The 15,902-nt window shown below is 47.3% G+C and carries 14 protein-coding genes; 9 read left to right on the forward strand and 5 right to left on the reverse strand.

The window, feature by feature from the left end:
• The 3 genes from S1OALGB6SA_RS03225 to S1OALGB6SA_RS03235 are packed head-to-tail and all read right to left on the reverse strand — an operon-like array spanning position 1 to position 2,387.
• Positions 1-864 carry an ABC transporter permease gene (locus S1OALGB6SA_RS03225; RefSeq protein WP_037562507.1) on the reverse strand — a complete coding sequence of 288 codons (864 nt, stop codon included), beginning with the start codon at positions 862-864 and terminating at the stop codon, positions 1-3.
• Positions 864-1,811, reverse strand: a complete 948-nt coding sequence (locus S1OALGB6SA_RS03230) for an ABC transporter ATP-binding protein (RefSeq protein WP_037562506.1) — start codon at positions 1,809-1,811, stop codon at positions 864-866. Before S1OALGB6SA_RS03230 ends, S1OALGB6SA_RS03225 begins: the two co-directional genes overlap by 1 nt.
• Before the next feature lie 60 nt (positions 1,812-1,871).
• On the reverse strand, positions 1,872-2,387 hold the full coding sequence (locus S1OALGB6SA_RS03235; protein WP_230204388.1) for a CarD family transcriptional regulator: 516 nt from the start codon (positions 2,385-2,387) through the stop codon (positions 1,872-1,874).
• Between the two features lie 64 nt (positions 2,388-2,451).
• Between S1OALGB6SA_RS03235 and S1OALGB6SA_RS03240 the strand changes: the two genes are divergently transcribed.
• Positions 2,452-3,684 carry a flagellar basal body-associated FliL family protein gene (locus S1OALGB6SA_RS03240; RefSeq protein WP_124032541.1) on the forward strand — a complete coding sequence of 411 codons (1,233 nt, stop codon included), beginning with the start codon at positions 2,452-2,454 and terminating at the stop codon, positions 3,682-3,684.
• On the opposite strand, the gene S1OALGB6SA_RS03245 is transcribed toward S1OALGB6SA_RS03240, so the two are convergent.
• A complete protein-coding gene (locus S1OALGB6SA_RS03245; protein WP_052080078.1) occupies positions 3,662-5,263 on the reverse strand; it encodes a peptide ABC transporter substrate-binding protein in 1,602 nt (533 codons plus the stop codon). The two genes, S1OALGB6SA_RS03240 and S1OALGB6SA_RS03245, sit on opposite strands and share 23 nt — an antisense overlap.
• Before the next feature lie 160 nt (positions 5,264-5,423).
• On the opposite strand from S1OALGB6SA_RS03245, the gene S1OALGB6SA_RS03250 reads away from it, so the two are divergent.
• Both S1OALGB6SA_RS03250 and aroF read left to right on the forward strand, forming a co-directional pair.
• On the forward strand, positions 5,424-6,071 hold the full coding sequence (locus S1OALGB6SA_RS03250; RefSeq protein ID WP_052080077.1) for a lytic transglycosylase domain-containing protein: 648 nt from the start codon (positions 5,424-5,426) through the stop codon (positions 6,069-6,071).
• Between the two features lie 30 nt (positions 6,072-6,101).
• On the forward strand, positions 6,102-8,000 hold the full coding sequence (aroF, locus tag S1OALGB6SA_RS03255) for a 3-deoxy-7-phosphoheptulonate synthase (RefSeq protein ID WP_037562503.1): 1,899 nt from the start codon (positions 6,102-6,104) through the stop codon (positions 7,998-8,000).
• A gap of 476 nt (positions 8,001-8,476) precedes the next feature.
• On the opposite strand, the gene S1OALGB6SA_RS03260 is transcribed toward aroF, so the two are convergent.
• On the reverse strand, positions 8,477-9,145 hold the full coding sequence (locus tag S1OALGB6SA_RS03260) for a class II aldolase/adducin family protein (protein ID WP_124032542.1): 669 nt from the start codon (positions 9,143-9,145) through the stop codon (positions 8,477-8,479).
• Positions 9,146-9,259: 114 nt separating this feature from the next.
• Between S1OALGB6SA_RS03260 and S1OALGB6SA_RS03265 the strand changes: the two genes are divergently transcribed.
• The 6 genes from S1OALGB6SA_RS03265 to S1OALGB6SA_RS03290 form a co-directional block, all read left to right on the forward strand.
• Positions 9,260-10,792 (forward strand): ABC transporter ATP-binding protein, encoded by a 1,533-nt coding sequence (locus S1OALGB6SA_RS03265; protein WP_230204389.1) that lies wholly within the window; start codon positions 9,260-9,262, stop codon positions 10,790-10,792.
• Complete coding sequence (locus S1OALGB6SA_RS03270) at positions 10,785-11,999, forward strand: ABC transporter permease (RefSeq protein ID WP_124032544.1); 1,215 nt, start codon at positions 10,785-10,787, stop codon at positions 11,997-11,999. Before S1OALGB6SA_RS03265 ends, S1OALGB6SA_RS03270 begins: the two co-directional genes overlap by 8 nt.
• Positions 11,996-12,952, forward strand: coding sequence for an ABC transporter permease (locus S1OALGB6SA_RS03275; protein WP_124032545.1), 957 nt, complete (start codon positions 11,996-11,998; stop codon positions 12,950-12,952). Before S1OALGB6SA_RS03270 ends, S1OALGB6SA_RS03275 begins: the two co-directional genes overlap by 4 nt.
• A 62-nt stretch (positions 12,953-13,014) precedes the next feature.
• Complete coding sequence (locus S1OALGB6SA_RS03280) at positions 13,015-14,067, forward strand: BMP family lipoprotein (protein ID WP_124032546.1); 1,053 nt, start codon at positions 13,015-13,017, stop codon at positions 14,065-14,067.
• A gap of 37 nt (positions 14,068-14,104) precedes the next feature.
• Positions 14,105-14,926, forward strand: coding sequence for a purine-nucleoside phosphorylase (locus tag S1OALGB6SA_RS03285; protein WP_124032547.1), 822 nt, complete (start codon positions 14,105-14,107; stop codon positions 14,924-14,926).
• Between the two features lie 14 nt (positions 14,927-14,940).
• The coding region (locus S1OALGB6SA_RS03290) for an amidohydrolase family protein (RefSeq protein ID WP_124032548.1) at positions 14,941-15,902 on the forward strand (962 nt) is incomplete at its 3' end.

Consider the following 15,902-nt stretch of genomic DNA (forward strand, 5'->3'; position numbering starts at 1 on the left):
CTAGCTCCATCGCCGTTTCTCAAGGCCCATTACCGTGAGGAATAGAAAGAATCCGGCGAAACTCAAGTAGTACACAACCGCATCCAGACTCAGAATACCCATGGAGAAAGTTAAGAAACGGCGAGTTAACGAAAGCCAACCCAGACTTCTGCCAATGAATCCTGCGAATAAATCCTTTCCGAAAAACCAAAATAGCAGAAACACAGCGGCTAAAACAAATCCAACCAACGCGATAATAAGCCAGTTTTTACCAGCCGAATACAGTCGGAAAAGTGGAATAACGACAAGAATAACAGCCCATATCAATCCTGAAGTTTCACTAGCGGGCATGTAACGACGCATTGGTTCCACTAAGAAAGTCAGCATAATCACGCAGAAACAAAAAACAGCCGAGGTTAGAAGATTTTCGGTGAGCTGGGAAGTAAAAATTCCAATGGCAATGAAAGACATACCTAAGAGGATAAACCCGATGTAGGTTCCAAGTATCACCGGCCATTCCAGCTCTCCATGAAAACTCAGAAGCAGAGGATAAACGAAAGTGAGAGCGATTGTAGTTAGATAAACGATTAACGCGGATAAGAATTTACCAAGTACAATATACAGAAGCCTCGTGGGTCCAGTAAACAGCAGTTGATCTGTCATGAATCTTCGCTCGTCGGCAAAGCTTCGCATGGTTAAAAGAGGGATGACAAAAAGGTATATGAAGGGCAGGTTCGCCAGAAAGGCAGGGTATTGAGAATTCCCCGGGAAAACCATTTGAATTGAAAACATAATTCCGGAGATGAATAGGAATACCGATAAAAAAACCCAACCGTTCGGGGTGAAAAAATACTGTCTAAGTTCCTTTTTCAATAGTGCAAGCATCAATCCTCCGATGTAGTGAGATTGAGGAAAATCTCCTCCAGGTTTAAATCCATCGGCGACATTTGAAGAATTGGTATCTTCGCTTTCGCCATAGCGAAAAAAACTGCTTCGCGGACATCCTGCTGGTTTGAAGGGGCAATTACCACCTCGGATAGGCCCATCTCGGGAGCTGCCTTGATACTCTGTACGCTTAGAAACGACAGTTTATCAAATGTTTTGCCAATGGTCTCGGTATCACCCCGAATCAGCAATTTCTGGCGAATTGAACCCGAACTGCCGCTCAATCGTCCAGATAAATTCTCAGGCGTATCCGAAGCAACAATTGTGCCCTTATTGATGATTATAATCCATTCGCAGGTTGCACTAATTTCAGGCAGAATATGAGAGGATATAACCACCGTGCGTTCCTTACCTAAGCTGCGAATCAATTCCCGAATCTCAATAATCTGCTTAGGATCAAGTCCCGCAGTCGGTTCATCCAGAATTAGCACCGGTGGATTCCCAACCAGGGCCTGGGCCAGACCCACTCTCTGCTTGTATCCTCTGGACAAACCCCTTATCAATCGTCTTCGGACATCGTGGATCTTAACCCGGTCTCGAATCGATGCGATATCAGACTTGCGCTGACTCTTTGGCACACGTTTAAATTCGCTCACAAATTCAAGATACTCATCCACTGTCAAGTCACGGTACAAGGGCGGTTGTTCGGGTAAATATCCAATAAGTTTTTTTGCCTGCACCGGTGCCTTGACAATATCAATACCATCGATAAAGACGCTGCCGCTGCTTGGAGCCAGGTATCCGGTAATCAAGTTCATCGTTGTGGACTTCCCGGCGCCATTGGGTCCCAAAAAACCGACTACCGCACCCTTTCTGATGTGAAAACTAATGCCGGTTACAGCATCTGTTCTGCCAAAGCGTCTAAACAGATTTTCCGCATGAATCATTGCTAAGCTTAACCCCGTTTCAGATTTTGTACTGGTGGCAGGTGACTGGAACCTCGCGTCCTATTCCTCCGATTCAAGCTTCATGAAGATAAGCTGTTCCACCTCATCCTTGCTCTTGCCCATGGAGAATGCAACTTCATCAATCAGAAGATGAAGCGCGTTATCGTAAAGCTTACGTTCAAGTATGGGAAGTTCTTTAACCTTGCTGCGGTGATAGAGCTTTGTCACAACCGTAGCGATGTCAGTAACTTCACCCTTTCGCAATAAATCAAGATTCATCTGATAGCGGAGTTTCCAATCGGTGGGGACGGGTTCATAATGACTGGTGACGATTTCAAGTGCCTTCTCGGAATCACTCTGTGACACAATAGCGCGAATACCCTGCTCCTTTGCCGTTTCCACCGGGATGCGAATGGTCATATCCGAAACACCGAAATACATAACATAGTAGGGAACCACCTCGCCCCGAAACGGGCGCTCCTCGATATCTTCCACACGCCCGACGCCCTGCAGAGGATAAACCACCTGTTGTCCCTTCTCGAATTCGGCCGCGATAGACTTTTTCGCCATAATCATTACAATATATCGAAAAGTTCAGCTCTGTCAAATTGCGTGACAAGATATCCGATAATGTTCCTATATGAGTCGCAAGGCACTGTCAGCTTTTGTAGCATTTATGGTGATTTTGATAACTTCTCTGGCGATTGTCCTGATTTTGCGGCTTGACAGCCCGCAGAAGCAACTCGCCCGAACAGCTAGGGAATTAGCTATAGAAAACCTTCTGTCAGCAACCCAAAGAGATAGTCTAGAAAATTTGCATCATATAGAAACCAGGTTGAATGCGCCGCGGAAAAGGGGGGGCAGTTTAGATAGTTTAAAACTATTCTTATCCAAAGATCCTGGGCGGCGAGACTTCGCCAGACCCTCGGTTAACAGTCGTTTTCGTAAACATTTGAACGAAGATGCTCGCAAAACGATTGAGGCATACATGACGCAGTTTGCTGATGAAGAGCTGCCAAATTGGGCGCCCGAATATGTTTCGACGGTTCGAGTGCTCTTCGATTTCTTAAAGGAAGATTTGCTGATACTGAGCGGAATTCCGGCTGAGCTAACCTTCATGCCCGTGCCATCGGTGGATAACCTTTCCATCATCAACAATATCCATCTAGCCCTTGAAAATTTTGCAGGTGTTTGGATTCCACGCAACGAGACTAGCTTCTCCTATACGTCTAATCGTCAAGAAGTGCGCAGTTTTCTGCTCGGAAACTGGCGTTTTAGGTTGCGGCTAATGGCATTGGATACAAGTTGGAAAAAACTCATTGCATCGCTTTACAACTTATCTGTGGATAAAAACTGGATTCTGGCGACAAAATACCATCCCGCCTTACAGGCCGAGCTGGATGAGTTATGTATACTGGTTTTATCAGCGGACATACATAGACGAGGCGAAGATTTACTTGCGCGTATTGACGCCGTTAGCGGAGAACCAGGTATAAACTGGACACCAAAATTCTCCTATTACAAGAATATTCCCGAGCTTAACGGCTACACTTCCGACGAGGAGTCCACCATATTCGTCGCAAAGGTGAATCTTGGATACACTTTCCGAGACGGCGGTACGCAAACATGGCTCAACCAGCGTAAAGACTGGCTAACCGATTATTTTAACGGATTTTTCTCCAGCATTGAGTCGAGTGATGTCAAACCGATAAGCAGTGTAGAACTCTTTGAGTGGAAAATGGCGCGACTTAAGGCTGCTGCTATACATGATATCAACAGCAAAATCGTGCTGGAGTCCACATTTGGTTCAAGGGGAATCTATGGTGTGCGGGATTTGGCCCTTTTGCGGATTAATCTACTTGCTGATTCCTAAAGGGCTCTGTGTCGAGTTCGGCCTTGGCAACACCAGGTATATCGAAGCCGAGTCGGGGACTTAGGTGCTTGAAAGGGTGAATATCAAGCGCATTTGGAAACCAGCCTTCCACAAAACGCCGGTCGATTAAATTCACCGCCGGATAGTGCTCAATTGGAATAACCTGACAGGAAAACAAGAGCAGACTTTCAGCCTCTCTCAGTTTTTCGAATCTCTGAAGGAAGGGCAATGTTGCAGCTTCATTAAGCAATGCATCATACTCGGGATTCGAGAAGCCAGATTCGTTGAAGCTGCTTTGGGAATTCCACATACCAAGAAAAGTATGAGGATCGGCATAATCACCAGTCCAGGTGAGGGTGGCCAAGTCATAACCGCCAGCTTTGACCGCATCGTAGTAATCCGCAAAAATCACCTCTTCAATAATCGCATATAGGCCAAGAGTCTCACTCCAGGTGTCTTTCATTAACTTGGCCACGGAATCATCGGGGGGAACTCGGATTACAGGGCTTGGGAGACCCTTACCCCCCGGAAATCCAGCTTCTTCAAGCAGTTTAATAGCCTCTTCCATACGTTTCTCAGGTGCCGGAAAATTGGCTTCGGCAGCCGGATAGTTTGGAATGGGCGGAACAAGGGACACACCCGGAATCAGTCGCTCTTCACGCAGTTCGTCAAGTGGCAACAAAAGAGTGAGGGCACGCCTGACTCTGGAATCTGCCCACACTTTCGAGTTGTTGGAAAAGTAGTAATATGTTGTGGAAAATTGAGGTGTAATGTTTAACGCCTCAGGTATGGCGAGCTGCGTGCTGTCTATCCCTGAAGTAACCCAATCGATTTCAAGCCGGTTGAAATCTTTCATTATTTGGTTTGCATCGTCGCTGAACACAATTCTGAGTCGATCAATTCTGAGTGATTCGGCATCCCAGTACAGTGGATTCTTATCAAGCAAAATTTCTTTTTCATTGCGTGCTCTTATAATAAACGGTCCGTTTACGGGAACCGATCGAATTGCGCTCCAATCATGAAGCTTCCTAAAATCTCTATGAATCGGGACGAAGCTGTAATGACATAAAATCGAGATGAATTGGGGAGAGGGTTGTTTCAGGCTTACCACCAATGTTGTCGCATCGGGCGCCTCGATTCCGACATCTTCCTTGAGACCAAGGCCGGAGCGATATTCCCTGGCGCCAACAATGTCGTCGAACAGAGAAGCGTATTCAGCTTCAGTCTCTGGAGAGAGTATAGTTAACCACGATTCCCGGAAATCCGATGCGCTTAAATTTTCCCCATTACTCCAGAGGATATTTTCGCGCAGTTTGAAAGTTATACGTTTGTTGTCTTCGGAGAATTCCCAAGATTCCGCTGCAGCCGGAACTGGCCGGAGCGTGCCTGGATGAAAGGATACAAGACCCTCATAAACAGCCGTGAATACCTGGGCTTCGGTAACGGTAAAGGCATAATGAGGATTCCATTCAATCCTGTAGGGCGCAAATAATACGGTAAACTGGCCCTCCTCTTCTTCTGCAGGTAAGCCGAAGACGAGAAGCATCAAAAAAACTGGAATCAGTGACTTTCGTGGCATAAAATCTCCCCCCTCAGACCATTAGAATCTTCACTAAAACTTCACCTAAAAACATATTCTGTCTACTTTACTTTCCCCATTAAATACTATTCACTACCAACTTGCTTAAATTCTATAGGAGCATTATATCAAAAAGATACTAATACTTGGAATTGTTTTTTTGTCATTCGGCGTACAATATGATGACGCCGATACAAGTTTGGCGGGTCAATCGGACTACCTCGAGCCCACGTATCTGTTTAAGAAGTTCAGTGCAGAGCAGCTTGAGGGCGGTTTGATGGCGCCATTTAACAGTCCAACGAGCCGAATTTCGGTAATTTCCTACCTTCATGTTCGAATCGGGGACTCAGCCATTGCGGACGCCCTCATTGTGGCCGCCGATCGGTACAAGATGGATCCTGCCCTGGTGGTTGCTGTTGCATGGCAGGAAAGTCGCTTCCAGGCAAATGCATATGGAATCAACCACAACAAGAGCGTGGATAGGGGATTGATGCAGCTCAATTCTTCATCGTTCCAAATGCTCAGCGACAATGATTTTTTCAACCCCTATATAAATGCAGATTATGGGACATCTTATCTGAGAAAAACTCTGGACATGTCCGGCAACATCGTTACAGCATTGGCCATGTATAATGCTGGCCCCGGGCGTGTCGATCGCCTGGGCGCCCCTACCAACACTCTAAATTACATCGACAAGATCGTCGCCTATAAAAACAATCTGGTTCGGGATTACTATCGGTTTAACGACATGGGCAGTGTTTTGATAACTTCGGTTTTCAGACCGATGAAACATCCGGACTACCTGTAAAAACAGTCTATAATAGGCTAGTATTGGACAATGATTGTCGTACTCAAAGCTGGGATTCTGCCCTCTCAAAAGGAGGATGTGTCGAATTTTCTCCGGGAAAGGGGATTTAGGATTCGTGAAATTGCAGGGGAGGCGGGAATTCTAATCGGCGCCATCGGCAGCCACACCATAGATAGCCGTCAAGTGGAGATTCTGCCTGGAGTTGATAGGGTTATACCTATCAATAAACCTTATAAAATGGCTTCCCGGGAATTTCATCCTCAGGATACTGTGATTGACGTTGGCTCGGTCAAAATCGGTGGTTCCCGCATTGTTTGCATCGCCGGTCCCTGCGCGGTGGAATCCAGGGAACAGATTTTTGATTCGGCTTGGGCGGTGAAGGAGGCGGGAGCGGTTATGCTGCGCGGTGGCGCATTTAAGCCGCGGAGCTCTCCATATTCCTTTCAGGGACTAGGCTTCAAAGGTTTGGAATACCTCCGCGAGGCTGGCGAAGCTACCGGACTGCCAGTGGTTTCCGAGGTGGTGTCTTCGAACGATGTGAAGAGAATGGCCGAACTTGTCAATGTATTTCAGATTGGTACGCGAAATATGCAGAATTTTGAGTTATTGAAAAGCGTCGGCGAGGCTGGTATTCCAGTGATACTGAAGCGAGGGATGGCGGCGACTATCGAGGAATGGTTGATGGCAGCCGAGTATTTGCTCTCCTCCGGAACAGACGATGTGATTCTATGTGAACGAGGAATTCGCACATTTGGAAGGGTGACCCGCAACACCTTGGATATATCTGCCATACCCGTAATCCGGGAGCTTAGTCATCTGCCGGTGATTGTTGATCCATCGCATGCCACGGGTATCAGGGATAAGGTTGCATCGATGGCCCTGGCCAGTGTTGCCGCCGGCGCCTATGGAATACTGGTTGAAGTTCATACAAATCCGGATAAGTCCTTCAGCGACGGGCCACAATCACTGTGGCCCGGACAGTTTGAAAAACTGCTTCGCGATATTGAGGCTCTTTGCCCCACGGTGGATCGGGAACTTGCTCGGCTTCCCGAAAGGCATCAGAAAGATGTACTTCGCTCACACTTGGGAAAGGGAACCGTTGGCAGGAAACCAAGAGTTGCCTTCCAGGGTGAGAGAGGGGCTTATAGCGAGCGAGCCATATTGAATTATTTCCCCGAGGGCGATGTGGAACCCTTAGCTCTGCCCAAATTTGATGATGTATTCATCATGGTTTTATCGGAGAGGGCTGCATGGGGTATGATTCCGCTGGAAAATTCCCTAACCGGCAGTGTTTTCGAAAACTACGATCTGTTAACCCGCTATCCGGATATAAAAATAGTCGGCGAAATCAAAGTGAGAATTCGCCACAATCTGATTGCGATTCAGAGCACTGAAGAGAGACAAATCAAAGAGGTATATTCTCATCCGCAGGCCCTCTCCCAGTGTGCGGAGTTTTTAGAGAAGAAAGGCTATCAGATAAAACCATACTTTGATACGGCCGGCGCGGCTGCCATGGTGGCCAAGAAGGCCGACCCCGGCGTGGCGGCCATTGCGAGCAGTGCAGCTGCCGCGTTTCACAAGCTGGAGATACTGGCTGAGGATATCGAAACCAATCCCAGGAATTATACTCGTTTTGTTGTAATAGCCCGGTTGAGCAGCGCGGCAGTGCAGAATGCCGACAAGGTTTCGTTTACCTTTTCTCTCAAAAGCCATCCGGGAGCGCTTAGTGACTGTCTTCAGATATTGAAAAAACATGGTGTGGATATGACCAAGTTGGAATCACGTCCCATTGCCGGGAAGCCTTGGAACTATATGTTCTATGTTGATGCAATGTTGCCCAAAGTCAGGCAGACTTTCGAAATAGTGGAAAAAGAGTTCAGTGCGGCTTCCGCAGACTATCGAAATCTCGGAGTTTACCGTTCCAGCTAGTTCACGGGAATCCCGCTACAGGCAGGGTTCAAAGAGGTTGAATTCAGGAAATCGGTTCTCCCAACTTAGTCAATGGGAGTCAAGGGTTGCATATGCCTTCTATCGGCTGTGTGCTGCCGATGTAGTAGACGGTGTCGATTCACTCTTGCCGTGAATCTTACGATTTAACTTGGAGACAACTTTTTCCATTCTTGAGAGATGTCGGAATCACACGCAGTCAATCAGGATCGCTTCGCCGAATCGGCAAGGGAGCGAAGCAACAAAAGGCCGTTGCTCCTGAAGCAAGCAAGCTTAGGAGCAGCGTAACAAGAAGACCGTTTCCGCCTGCTGGAGTTTCAAGGCAAACCTCACCCGAAATCTCATTTGAATGAAATTCCAGGAGGAGATTTATTTGAGAAAAGATGATGAGGATATTTCGTTGTTTGGAGCCGGGAAGTTGAAGTAAAGATACAGCCCTATACACTTCCTGGAAGAATTTATGTGTTCATGGCGTCAATTTCGTTGAGGCGTCGATTGTTTAAAGGTGATAGTTTGACGGAGTATTCGGACATAAAAGTCATTTCCGCAGCGACTTCTACGACTTCAATCCTGTCGAAGGCCTCCAACAGTGTTTTCCCGATTGTCAGAACGCCATGGTTTTCCAACAGTGCCACATATTCACCTCCAGCGAGCGCTGATTTCAAATTTTTTCCGAGTTCAGGAGTACCCATAAGAGCATAGGGCGAGAAGACTGGTTCTCCGAGAACGAATCGCGCCTCGGCAAGCAGATCTGTACGAATCTTGGAAGATTGTATCGCGGTAAAGAAACTCGCGTGTTTTGGATGGGCGTGAACGACAGCATCGATGTCTTCCCGATGCCTGAGAATTGTCCGATGCATATCCGCCTCCATGCTTGGCTTCAATCCTGGAGATAAATTTTCTCCCGAGAGTGTCATCAGAGCAATCTGACGGTAGTTAATCGTTCCCTTGTCCAGTGCCGAAGGCGTGATCAAAAATCGATCATCATCAACCCGAAGACTTATATTACCCCCCGAACAGGTTGTAAGTCCCTGTCGGTAAATCCGACGCATAATAGCAGCAACTTGTTTTCTTTCTTTTTGGTATTCCACAAGAATCATCATATTGACAAATACACAGATTTTCAAGGACTCATTATTGAAAACCACATAAGACAACGTTAAATTGTCGTATTCTGCTTGATGAAAGTTTGAAATATGTGGTATGCTATCTTAATACTGTTGATTCTCAGGAAGCTGATCGTGGCACAAACCGTTCTGGAAACCCTTGGAATCTCAAAGAGCTTTGCAAAAATCAAGGCCAATCAAAATATCAACATCAAGCTCTATGAGGGGGAAATCATTTCTATTCTGGGGGAAAACGGCGCGGGTAAATCCACCCTGATGAATATTCTATACGGGCTTTATCGACCGGACGAGGGGCGCATCTTGTTAAATGGCGCAGAATTCGAAGCCTCGTCTCCCCGGGAGGCTATCACGAAAGGACTGGGTATGGTTCATCAACACTTCATGCTTGTTGAAACGCTAAGTGTAACCCAGAACATAATTCTTGGGGAAGAACCTCGGAGTTGGTTCGGGATTAACTACCGAAAAGCTCGGGAGGATATCATCAACTTGTCCAAACGCTATCACCTGAAAATCGATCCGGATGAGATTATCGCTAACCTTACTGTAGGTTTGCAGCAACGTGTTGAGATATTGAAGGCTTTGTATCGGAAGGCGCGAATCCTGATTCTCGATGAACCGACATCTGTACTCACCCCTCAGGAAATTGAAGACTTCTTCTCGATAGTTAAGAACCTGAGAGACCAAGGCACTTCGGTGATTATCATAACTCACAAGTTGGAGGAAATCCGAGCCATTTCAGATCGAGTTTACATTCTGAGAAAGGGCCGGATTACCGGCGAATTTATTACTCGGGATGTCAGCGTCGTCGATCTGGCCAATCATATGGTTGGCCGGGACGTGATACTTCAGGTGAATCGAACCAACCATGAAACACTGGACGAAATCTGTTTCCGAATCGACGATTTGAAAGTAATGAACAACAGAGGGATTCCTGCTGTTGACGGATTATCTCTCTATGTTAAGCCCGGTGAGATTGTTGGAATCGCCGGCGTGGATGGGAATGGACAGGAAGAGCTCTCTGAAGCGGTTATTGGAACTCGCCGGATTCAGGACGGCGCAATCCATTTGAGAGATCAATCCATAAAGCACTGGAGTATTGAAAACCGTATTGAGAATGGAATCGGATATGTTCCAGCAGATCGCCAGAAAGACGGTTTGATTTTGCCGTTTTCCATTGCAGAGAATGTACTGTTGGGCAATCAAAATGCCCGGTCCATGATCAGATATGGTCATATCAATCGCTCAGCGATACGAAATCGGGCCACAAAACTTATCAGTCGTTTCAGTATTGTCGCCGGCGGCCCCGATTTACCGGCGAATTATCTCAGCGGAGGCAATCAGCAAAAGCTGATTTTGGCTCGGGAGTTCGATCGCGAACCAGATTTTCTTCTGGTATCTCAACCTACCAGAGGACTTGATGTCGGTGCGATTGAGTACATACACAATCAGCTCATTACCATGCGGGATAGAAACGTAGGGATTCTTCTGATTTCTATGGAGTTAGAAGAAATTTTCAGCCTGGCCGACCGAATTCTTGTCATTTTCAGGGGTCGTATTCTCAAGGAATTCGAACGAGAGGAAGCCACGATGAATGATGTCGGGTTTTATATGACCGGCGGAACACATAGGAACTCCTCCAATGTTTGAAACATCGAAATCATTTCTCGTTATTCGAATTTGCACAATTCTCTTCATTGTCATCGGAATAGTTCTTTTTCTCGGAAGTCGACACATTGGACTTGTTTTTTTAGGAGCGGCTTGTGTTCTTTGGTTGATCGGGGAAGTCCTCGAAAATGGGAAGAAGCACCTTATAGAAGTATTGAAAAGCGGATTTAAAACCATCCGATTACCTCTTGCGGGGATTTTTCTGGCCTTTTTCATCGGCGGGATTTTTTTGTTGATTACTGGCTATCAACCTCTGAAATCCTTTGGTGCAATGATATACGGTGGTTTAGTAAAAAATTGGCATGTCTCGATTCTCAATGCTGTTCCACTCATTTTTACGGCTCTTTCCATCACCATTGCCTTCAAAGGAGGTTTGTTCAATATAGGTGCGGAGGGTCAATACTACGTGGGAACAATGGCAGCAACCTGGCTGGGAATTCGATTCGATCTGCCATCCCTCGTTGCTATCCCGCTGATATTCATTATAGCAGGGGGATGTGGAGCGGCTTATAATGCCATTCCGGCAATTCTGAAAGTCAAGACAGGGGCTCACGAAGTAGTCACCACGATGATGTTTGCCTATATCGCGCGAACGATATCTTCCTTGTTTATTCGATTCAACGGCGGTGATCCAACCTTATCAGCCCATGCTTATATTACCGATTCAATTTCCGAATCAACCTGGTTGCCAACTTTTAAATCCTTCCTTCCTCAAGCCAACTACCGCCTCCATATCGGAATTCTCATCGCCGTAATTACAGCTCTGGCAGTACATCATATCCTTCACAGAACACGTCTGGGATTCGAAATCAGGGCCGTCGGACTTAACAGTTTTGCCGCGCGAACACAAGGTATCGCTGTCGGACGTATCATCTTGATTACAATGCTTCTTGCTGGCTTACTGGCCGCGTTTGCCGGTGTAACTCAAGTTTTGGGTTTAGACCATAAAATGTTCGAGAACATCAATGCCGGATATGGTTGGAATGGAATCGCAGTTGCTCTCCTGGCCGGCACATCGTCGATAGCCGTCGTGTTCTGTGCGCTATTCTGGGGGGCTCTCGACGCCGGTGGCCAATACATGTCCCGAACTCTCCAAACACCAACGTCCATTGTTGAAATCGTCAAGGGGCTGATTCTCTTCCTGATATTAGCTCGATACCTGTTTAGGTATTTTCGGAGGAAGGCATGAACGTTTTCATTGAACTTCTCAATGCTGAGTTCCTGATTGCATCGGTTAGGCTCGCCACACCGATAATTCTGGCTTCCATCGGTGCAACGATTTGCGACAGATCCGGAATCGTCAATATCGGTATGGAAGGGATGATGCTGATGGGAGCGTTTTTTGCTGCATGGGCGGCATGGAAGTTCGCAAATCCGTGGTTTGGCGTTTTGGTGGGTATGTTGGCCGGCGGTTTATTCGCACTGTTTCATGCATGGGCCACAGTATCTCTCCACCTGAACCATGTCGTATCTGGCGCCGTTATAAACATTCTGGGCTTCGGTATCACTCGCTATCTGCTGGAGCTGTTCTTTGGCCATCCGGGGACTTCAGAGATTATTCCTCATTCACTCGCCGAGTATCGCTTCGCCATCCCGTTACTGAGCCGTATCCCGCTTTTGGGTCCGGTATTGTTCAATCGAACTCCTATTGTCTATATGATGTACGTTGTCGTGATTCTATTCGTTTGGATTACCAGGAAAACTAGACTTGGGCTGCATATCAAGGCAGCCGGTGAGCATCCCATTGTTCTGGAAACCTTAGGGATTTCCGTTAAAAAAATCCGATATATTGCAGTTATACTCAGTGGAATCCTATGCGGCCTGGGCGGAGCTTATCTGTCCATTGAGAATGGAAACAGTTTTTCCGAAGGTATGACCGCAGGAAGAGGATTCATTGCTCTGGGAGCGAATATCGCGGGTGGCTGGACTGTCGTCGGAAGTCTAATCGCTTCATTTTTCTTTGGCATGGTGGATGCTCTGGCACTGAGAATTCAAGTACTGGGTGTATTTCGAGTTCCCTCGGAGATATTCCTGATTTTCCCTTATGTCGCCGCTCTGTTGGCAGTGGCCGGACTGGTTCGCAAATCCCGAGCTCCCCGGGCGCTTGGTGAGGATTTTCAGATAGAACGATCCGGGACATGAAATTTGTAATTCATATCTGACGTTGTCGGATTGAGAAATAATGATGAGAAGGAGATGAAGAAATGAGAAAATTGACAGTGATTTTTTTGTTGTCGATTCCTGCGATTGCCCTGAGCGGAGCGGGAAGTAAAGCTGTGGGAACAGCGGTTCAGGAGAGGATTATCGTTGGAATGGCAACCGACGCGAATGGTTTGGGTGACGGTTCTTTCAACGACGGTGTCTATGCTGGACTGAAGAAAGCCGAGGATGAGGGTCTAATCGAAATTCGTTTAATTGAACCTGCTTCGATGACCGATTATGTCCCGAATTTATCTGGCCTCGCTGAAGACGGCGCAGAGTTGATTTTCGCGGTGGGGTTCTTGTTCTATGATGCTTTACTTGAAGTCGCCCCGAATTATCCGGACACGATGTTTGCCGGTATCGACCTGTTTTATGATTCGCCCATGCCCCCCTCCAATGTGCTTGGTATCAACTGGAAAGAACATGAGTCCGGTTATCTTGCAGGTGTTGTTGCCGGTTTAATGACCCGGGAATATGCCAACCGCTCCGACAAACTCAATGATGAAAATGTCATTGGAGCTGTTTTGGGTATGGACATACCACCGGTAGAACGGTATTTCGTCGGTTTTACGGAAGGCGCCAAGTCAGTGAATTCTGACATCGAAGTGCTTTCGGTGGTAACAGGAACTTTCACCGACCAGGCCAAAGGAAAGGAAGCCACTATTGCCTTGGCTGAGCAAGGGGCCGACATCGTTATTCAATTTGCCGGGTTGACCGGTATGGGAATCTTCACGGCTGCGCAGGAGAAAAACATCCTGGTTATGGGCGCTGATGTCGATCAGAATCATTTTGCTCCGGAGTACACCCTTACCTCGGCGATGAAGGGAACCACACAGGCCACTTATCTTACTACACTTGATTTCATTGATGGCAATTTCAAAGGAGGTGGCAACGCCGTTTTCGGACTCGCCGAGGATGCCGTCGGACTCGCGCCATTCCATGATTTCGATTTCGTTGTCCCCTCTGAAGTGATTGATGCCGTGGAGCAGGCCAGGAGCGACATTATTTCCGGTGCCGTGGATATCCCGCAAACTCGAGATGATGCCGGCATTTAGCGCCAGCACGAGCGGCCGGGCCAAATAGGGGAATTCTATGCAGTTAAGAGAGGCCAGCAATATCATCAGAACTCGCGGAGGCGGCTCTCCGGACATTGCGTTGATTCTGGGATCAGGTTTAAGTTCATTAGCTGAGGAATTAGAGAATACCATTTCCATTTCCTACAGGGATTTGCCCGGGTTTCCTGTTGCCACGGCTCCTGGTCATGTATCTCAAATGGTGTTCGGCAATCTCGAGGGCCATCGAATTATGGTTCTGATGGGCCGTTTTCACTACTTTGAGGGTTATGAAATGGCGCAAATTGTTTATCCGATCCGCCTTCTCAAAGTTCTGGGTTGCCCGCGATTACTCCTAACCAATGCGGCGGGAGGTATCAATCGGTCATTTTCCCCAGGAAATCTGATGCTGATTACCGATCATATCAATTTCACCGGGCAGAATCCCCTTATAGGGAAGAACGATGAGGAATTCGGATCGCGTTTCCCCGATATGAGTTATTGCTGGTCTGGAGAGTTGAATCAAATTATTAGAAATGCAGCGGTGAATCGTGGTATCTCGCTCCGGGAAGGGGTGTATATCTGGTTCACCGGGCCATCATTTGAAACACCGGCAGAGATTCGAATGGCTTCGATAATCGGCGGCGACGCAGTAGGAATGTCCACAATTCCTGAAGCCATTACCGCCGCACATTGTGGAATACAGACGGTCGGAATTTCGTGTATATCCAATATGGCGGCCGGCATCCTCGATAAGCCCATCACCTCGGAAGAAGTGTTCGAAACCGGAGCAAGTGCCAGTGCCGATTTCAAGGCTTTAATCAGAGAGTTCCTACGCCTCCTTCCGACCGAAATTGATTGAGGAGGCACAAGCTTATGAAAATTATCATTCGCAATACGCTGTTGGATGAGAAAGTTCAGGATATACTGATCGAAGGGTCAAAGATTCGCAGTATCGGACAAAATCTGGCCGGAACCTTTCCTGATGCTCGTATTATTGACGGAAAAGATACCGCGGCGCTTCCATCGCTGGTAAATGCCCACACGCATTCCCCGATGGTTCTCCTGCGCGGCGCCGGTGACGAACTTCCCTTGCACGAATGGCTCACTTCCCGCATATGGCCTTTGGAGAGTCAGTTCACCGAAGAGGATTTCTATTGGGGAAACCGCCTGGCCATAGTTGAGATGATTTGCGGCGGCACGGGGTTCTTTAACGAAATGTATATGCAACCTCGTATTGCTCTCAAAGCATTGGAAGATGCTCCTTTGAAGGGAATGATTCACTATCCAATTATCGATGGGATGGATCCGGAAGTCGGCAAAGCTATGTGGGATGATTGTACAAAGTTCTTCGCTGAAGTCTCGCCTCCTGAGGGAATTGATTTGGGTGTTGCACTTCATTCCGTTTACGCTGACAGTCGGGATTCCGTTGAATGGGTAAGAGATTTCACAAAAGAGGCCGGATTGAAGATTCACATTCACTTGTCGGAAACGCAGAAGGAAGTCGAAGATTGCCTCAGAAATCATGAAGGTAGAACTCCTGTTGAGTATCTTGGAGATATTGGACTGTTGAGCGATCGGGTACTGGCCGCTCATGCGATTCATCTGAGCGATAGTGACATCGATATTCTTGCCGAATTCGGGGTTACTGTTATTCATAATCCAGTATCGAATATGAAGTTCGGAAACGGCGTATTTCCCTACCGGAGGCTGAAGAACAAGAACGTCCGGATACTCCTCGGCACCGACGGTGCGGGCTCCAACAATAATCTGGACATGCTGGAGGAGATGAAAATTGCGGCACTGATGCAGAAAGTTGATACGAAAGACGCAACTTC

Origin of the sequence: Olavius algarvensis spirochete endosymbiont, from assembly GCA_900608495.1 — a bacterium.
In the GTDB taxonomy this organism is placed as follows: Bacteria; Spirochaetota; Spirochaetia; order DSM-2461; family DSM-2461; genus UBA2779.

Excerpts from the sequence above, each read along its gene's own strand:
- S1OALGB6SA_RS03240 (WP_124032541.1), top strand. The coding sequence starts at position 2,452 with ATGAGTCGCAAGGCACTGTCAGCTTTTGTAGCATTTATGGTGATTTTG.
- S1OALGB6SA_RS03285 (WP_124032547.1), top strand. The coding sequence starts at position 14,105 with ATGCAGTTAAGAGAGGCCAGCAATATCATCAGAACTCGCGGAGGCGGC.
- S1OALGB6SA_RS03280 (WP_124032546.1), top strand. The coding sequence starts at position 13,015 with ATGAGAAAATTGACAGTGATTTTTTTGTTGTCGATTCCTGCGATTGCC.
- aroF (WP_037562503.1), top strand. The coding sequence starts at position 6,102 with ATGATTGTCGTACTCAAAGCTGGGATTCTGCCCTCTCAAAAGGAGGAT.
- S1OALGB6SA_RS03235 (WP_230204388.1), bottom strand. The coding sequence starts at position 2,387 with ATGATTATGGCGAAAAAGTCTATCGCGGCCGAATTCGAGAAGGGACAA.
- S1OALGB6SA_RS03225 (WP_037562507.1), bottom strand. The coding sequence starts at position 864 with ATGCTTGCACTATTGAAAAAGGAACTTAGACAGTATTTTTTCACCCCG.
- S1OALGB6SA_RS03245 (WP_052080078.1), bottom strand. The coding sequence starts at position 5,263 with ATGCCACGAAAGTCACTGATTCCAGTTTTTTTGATGCTTCTCGTCTTC.
- S1OALGB6SA_RS03270 (WP_124032544.1), top strand. The coding sequence starts at position 10,785 with ATGTTTGAAACATCGAAATCATTTCTCGTTATTCGAATTTGCACAATT.
- S1OALGB6SA_RS03230 (WP_037562506.1), bottom strand. The coding sequence starts at position 1,811 with ATGATTCATGCGGAAAATCTGTTTAGACGCTTTGGCAGAACAGATGCT.
- S1OALGB6SA_RS03275 (WP_124032545.1), top strand. The coding sequence starts at position 11,996 with ATGAACGTTTTCATTGAACTTCTCAATGCTGAGTTCCTGATTGCATCG.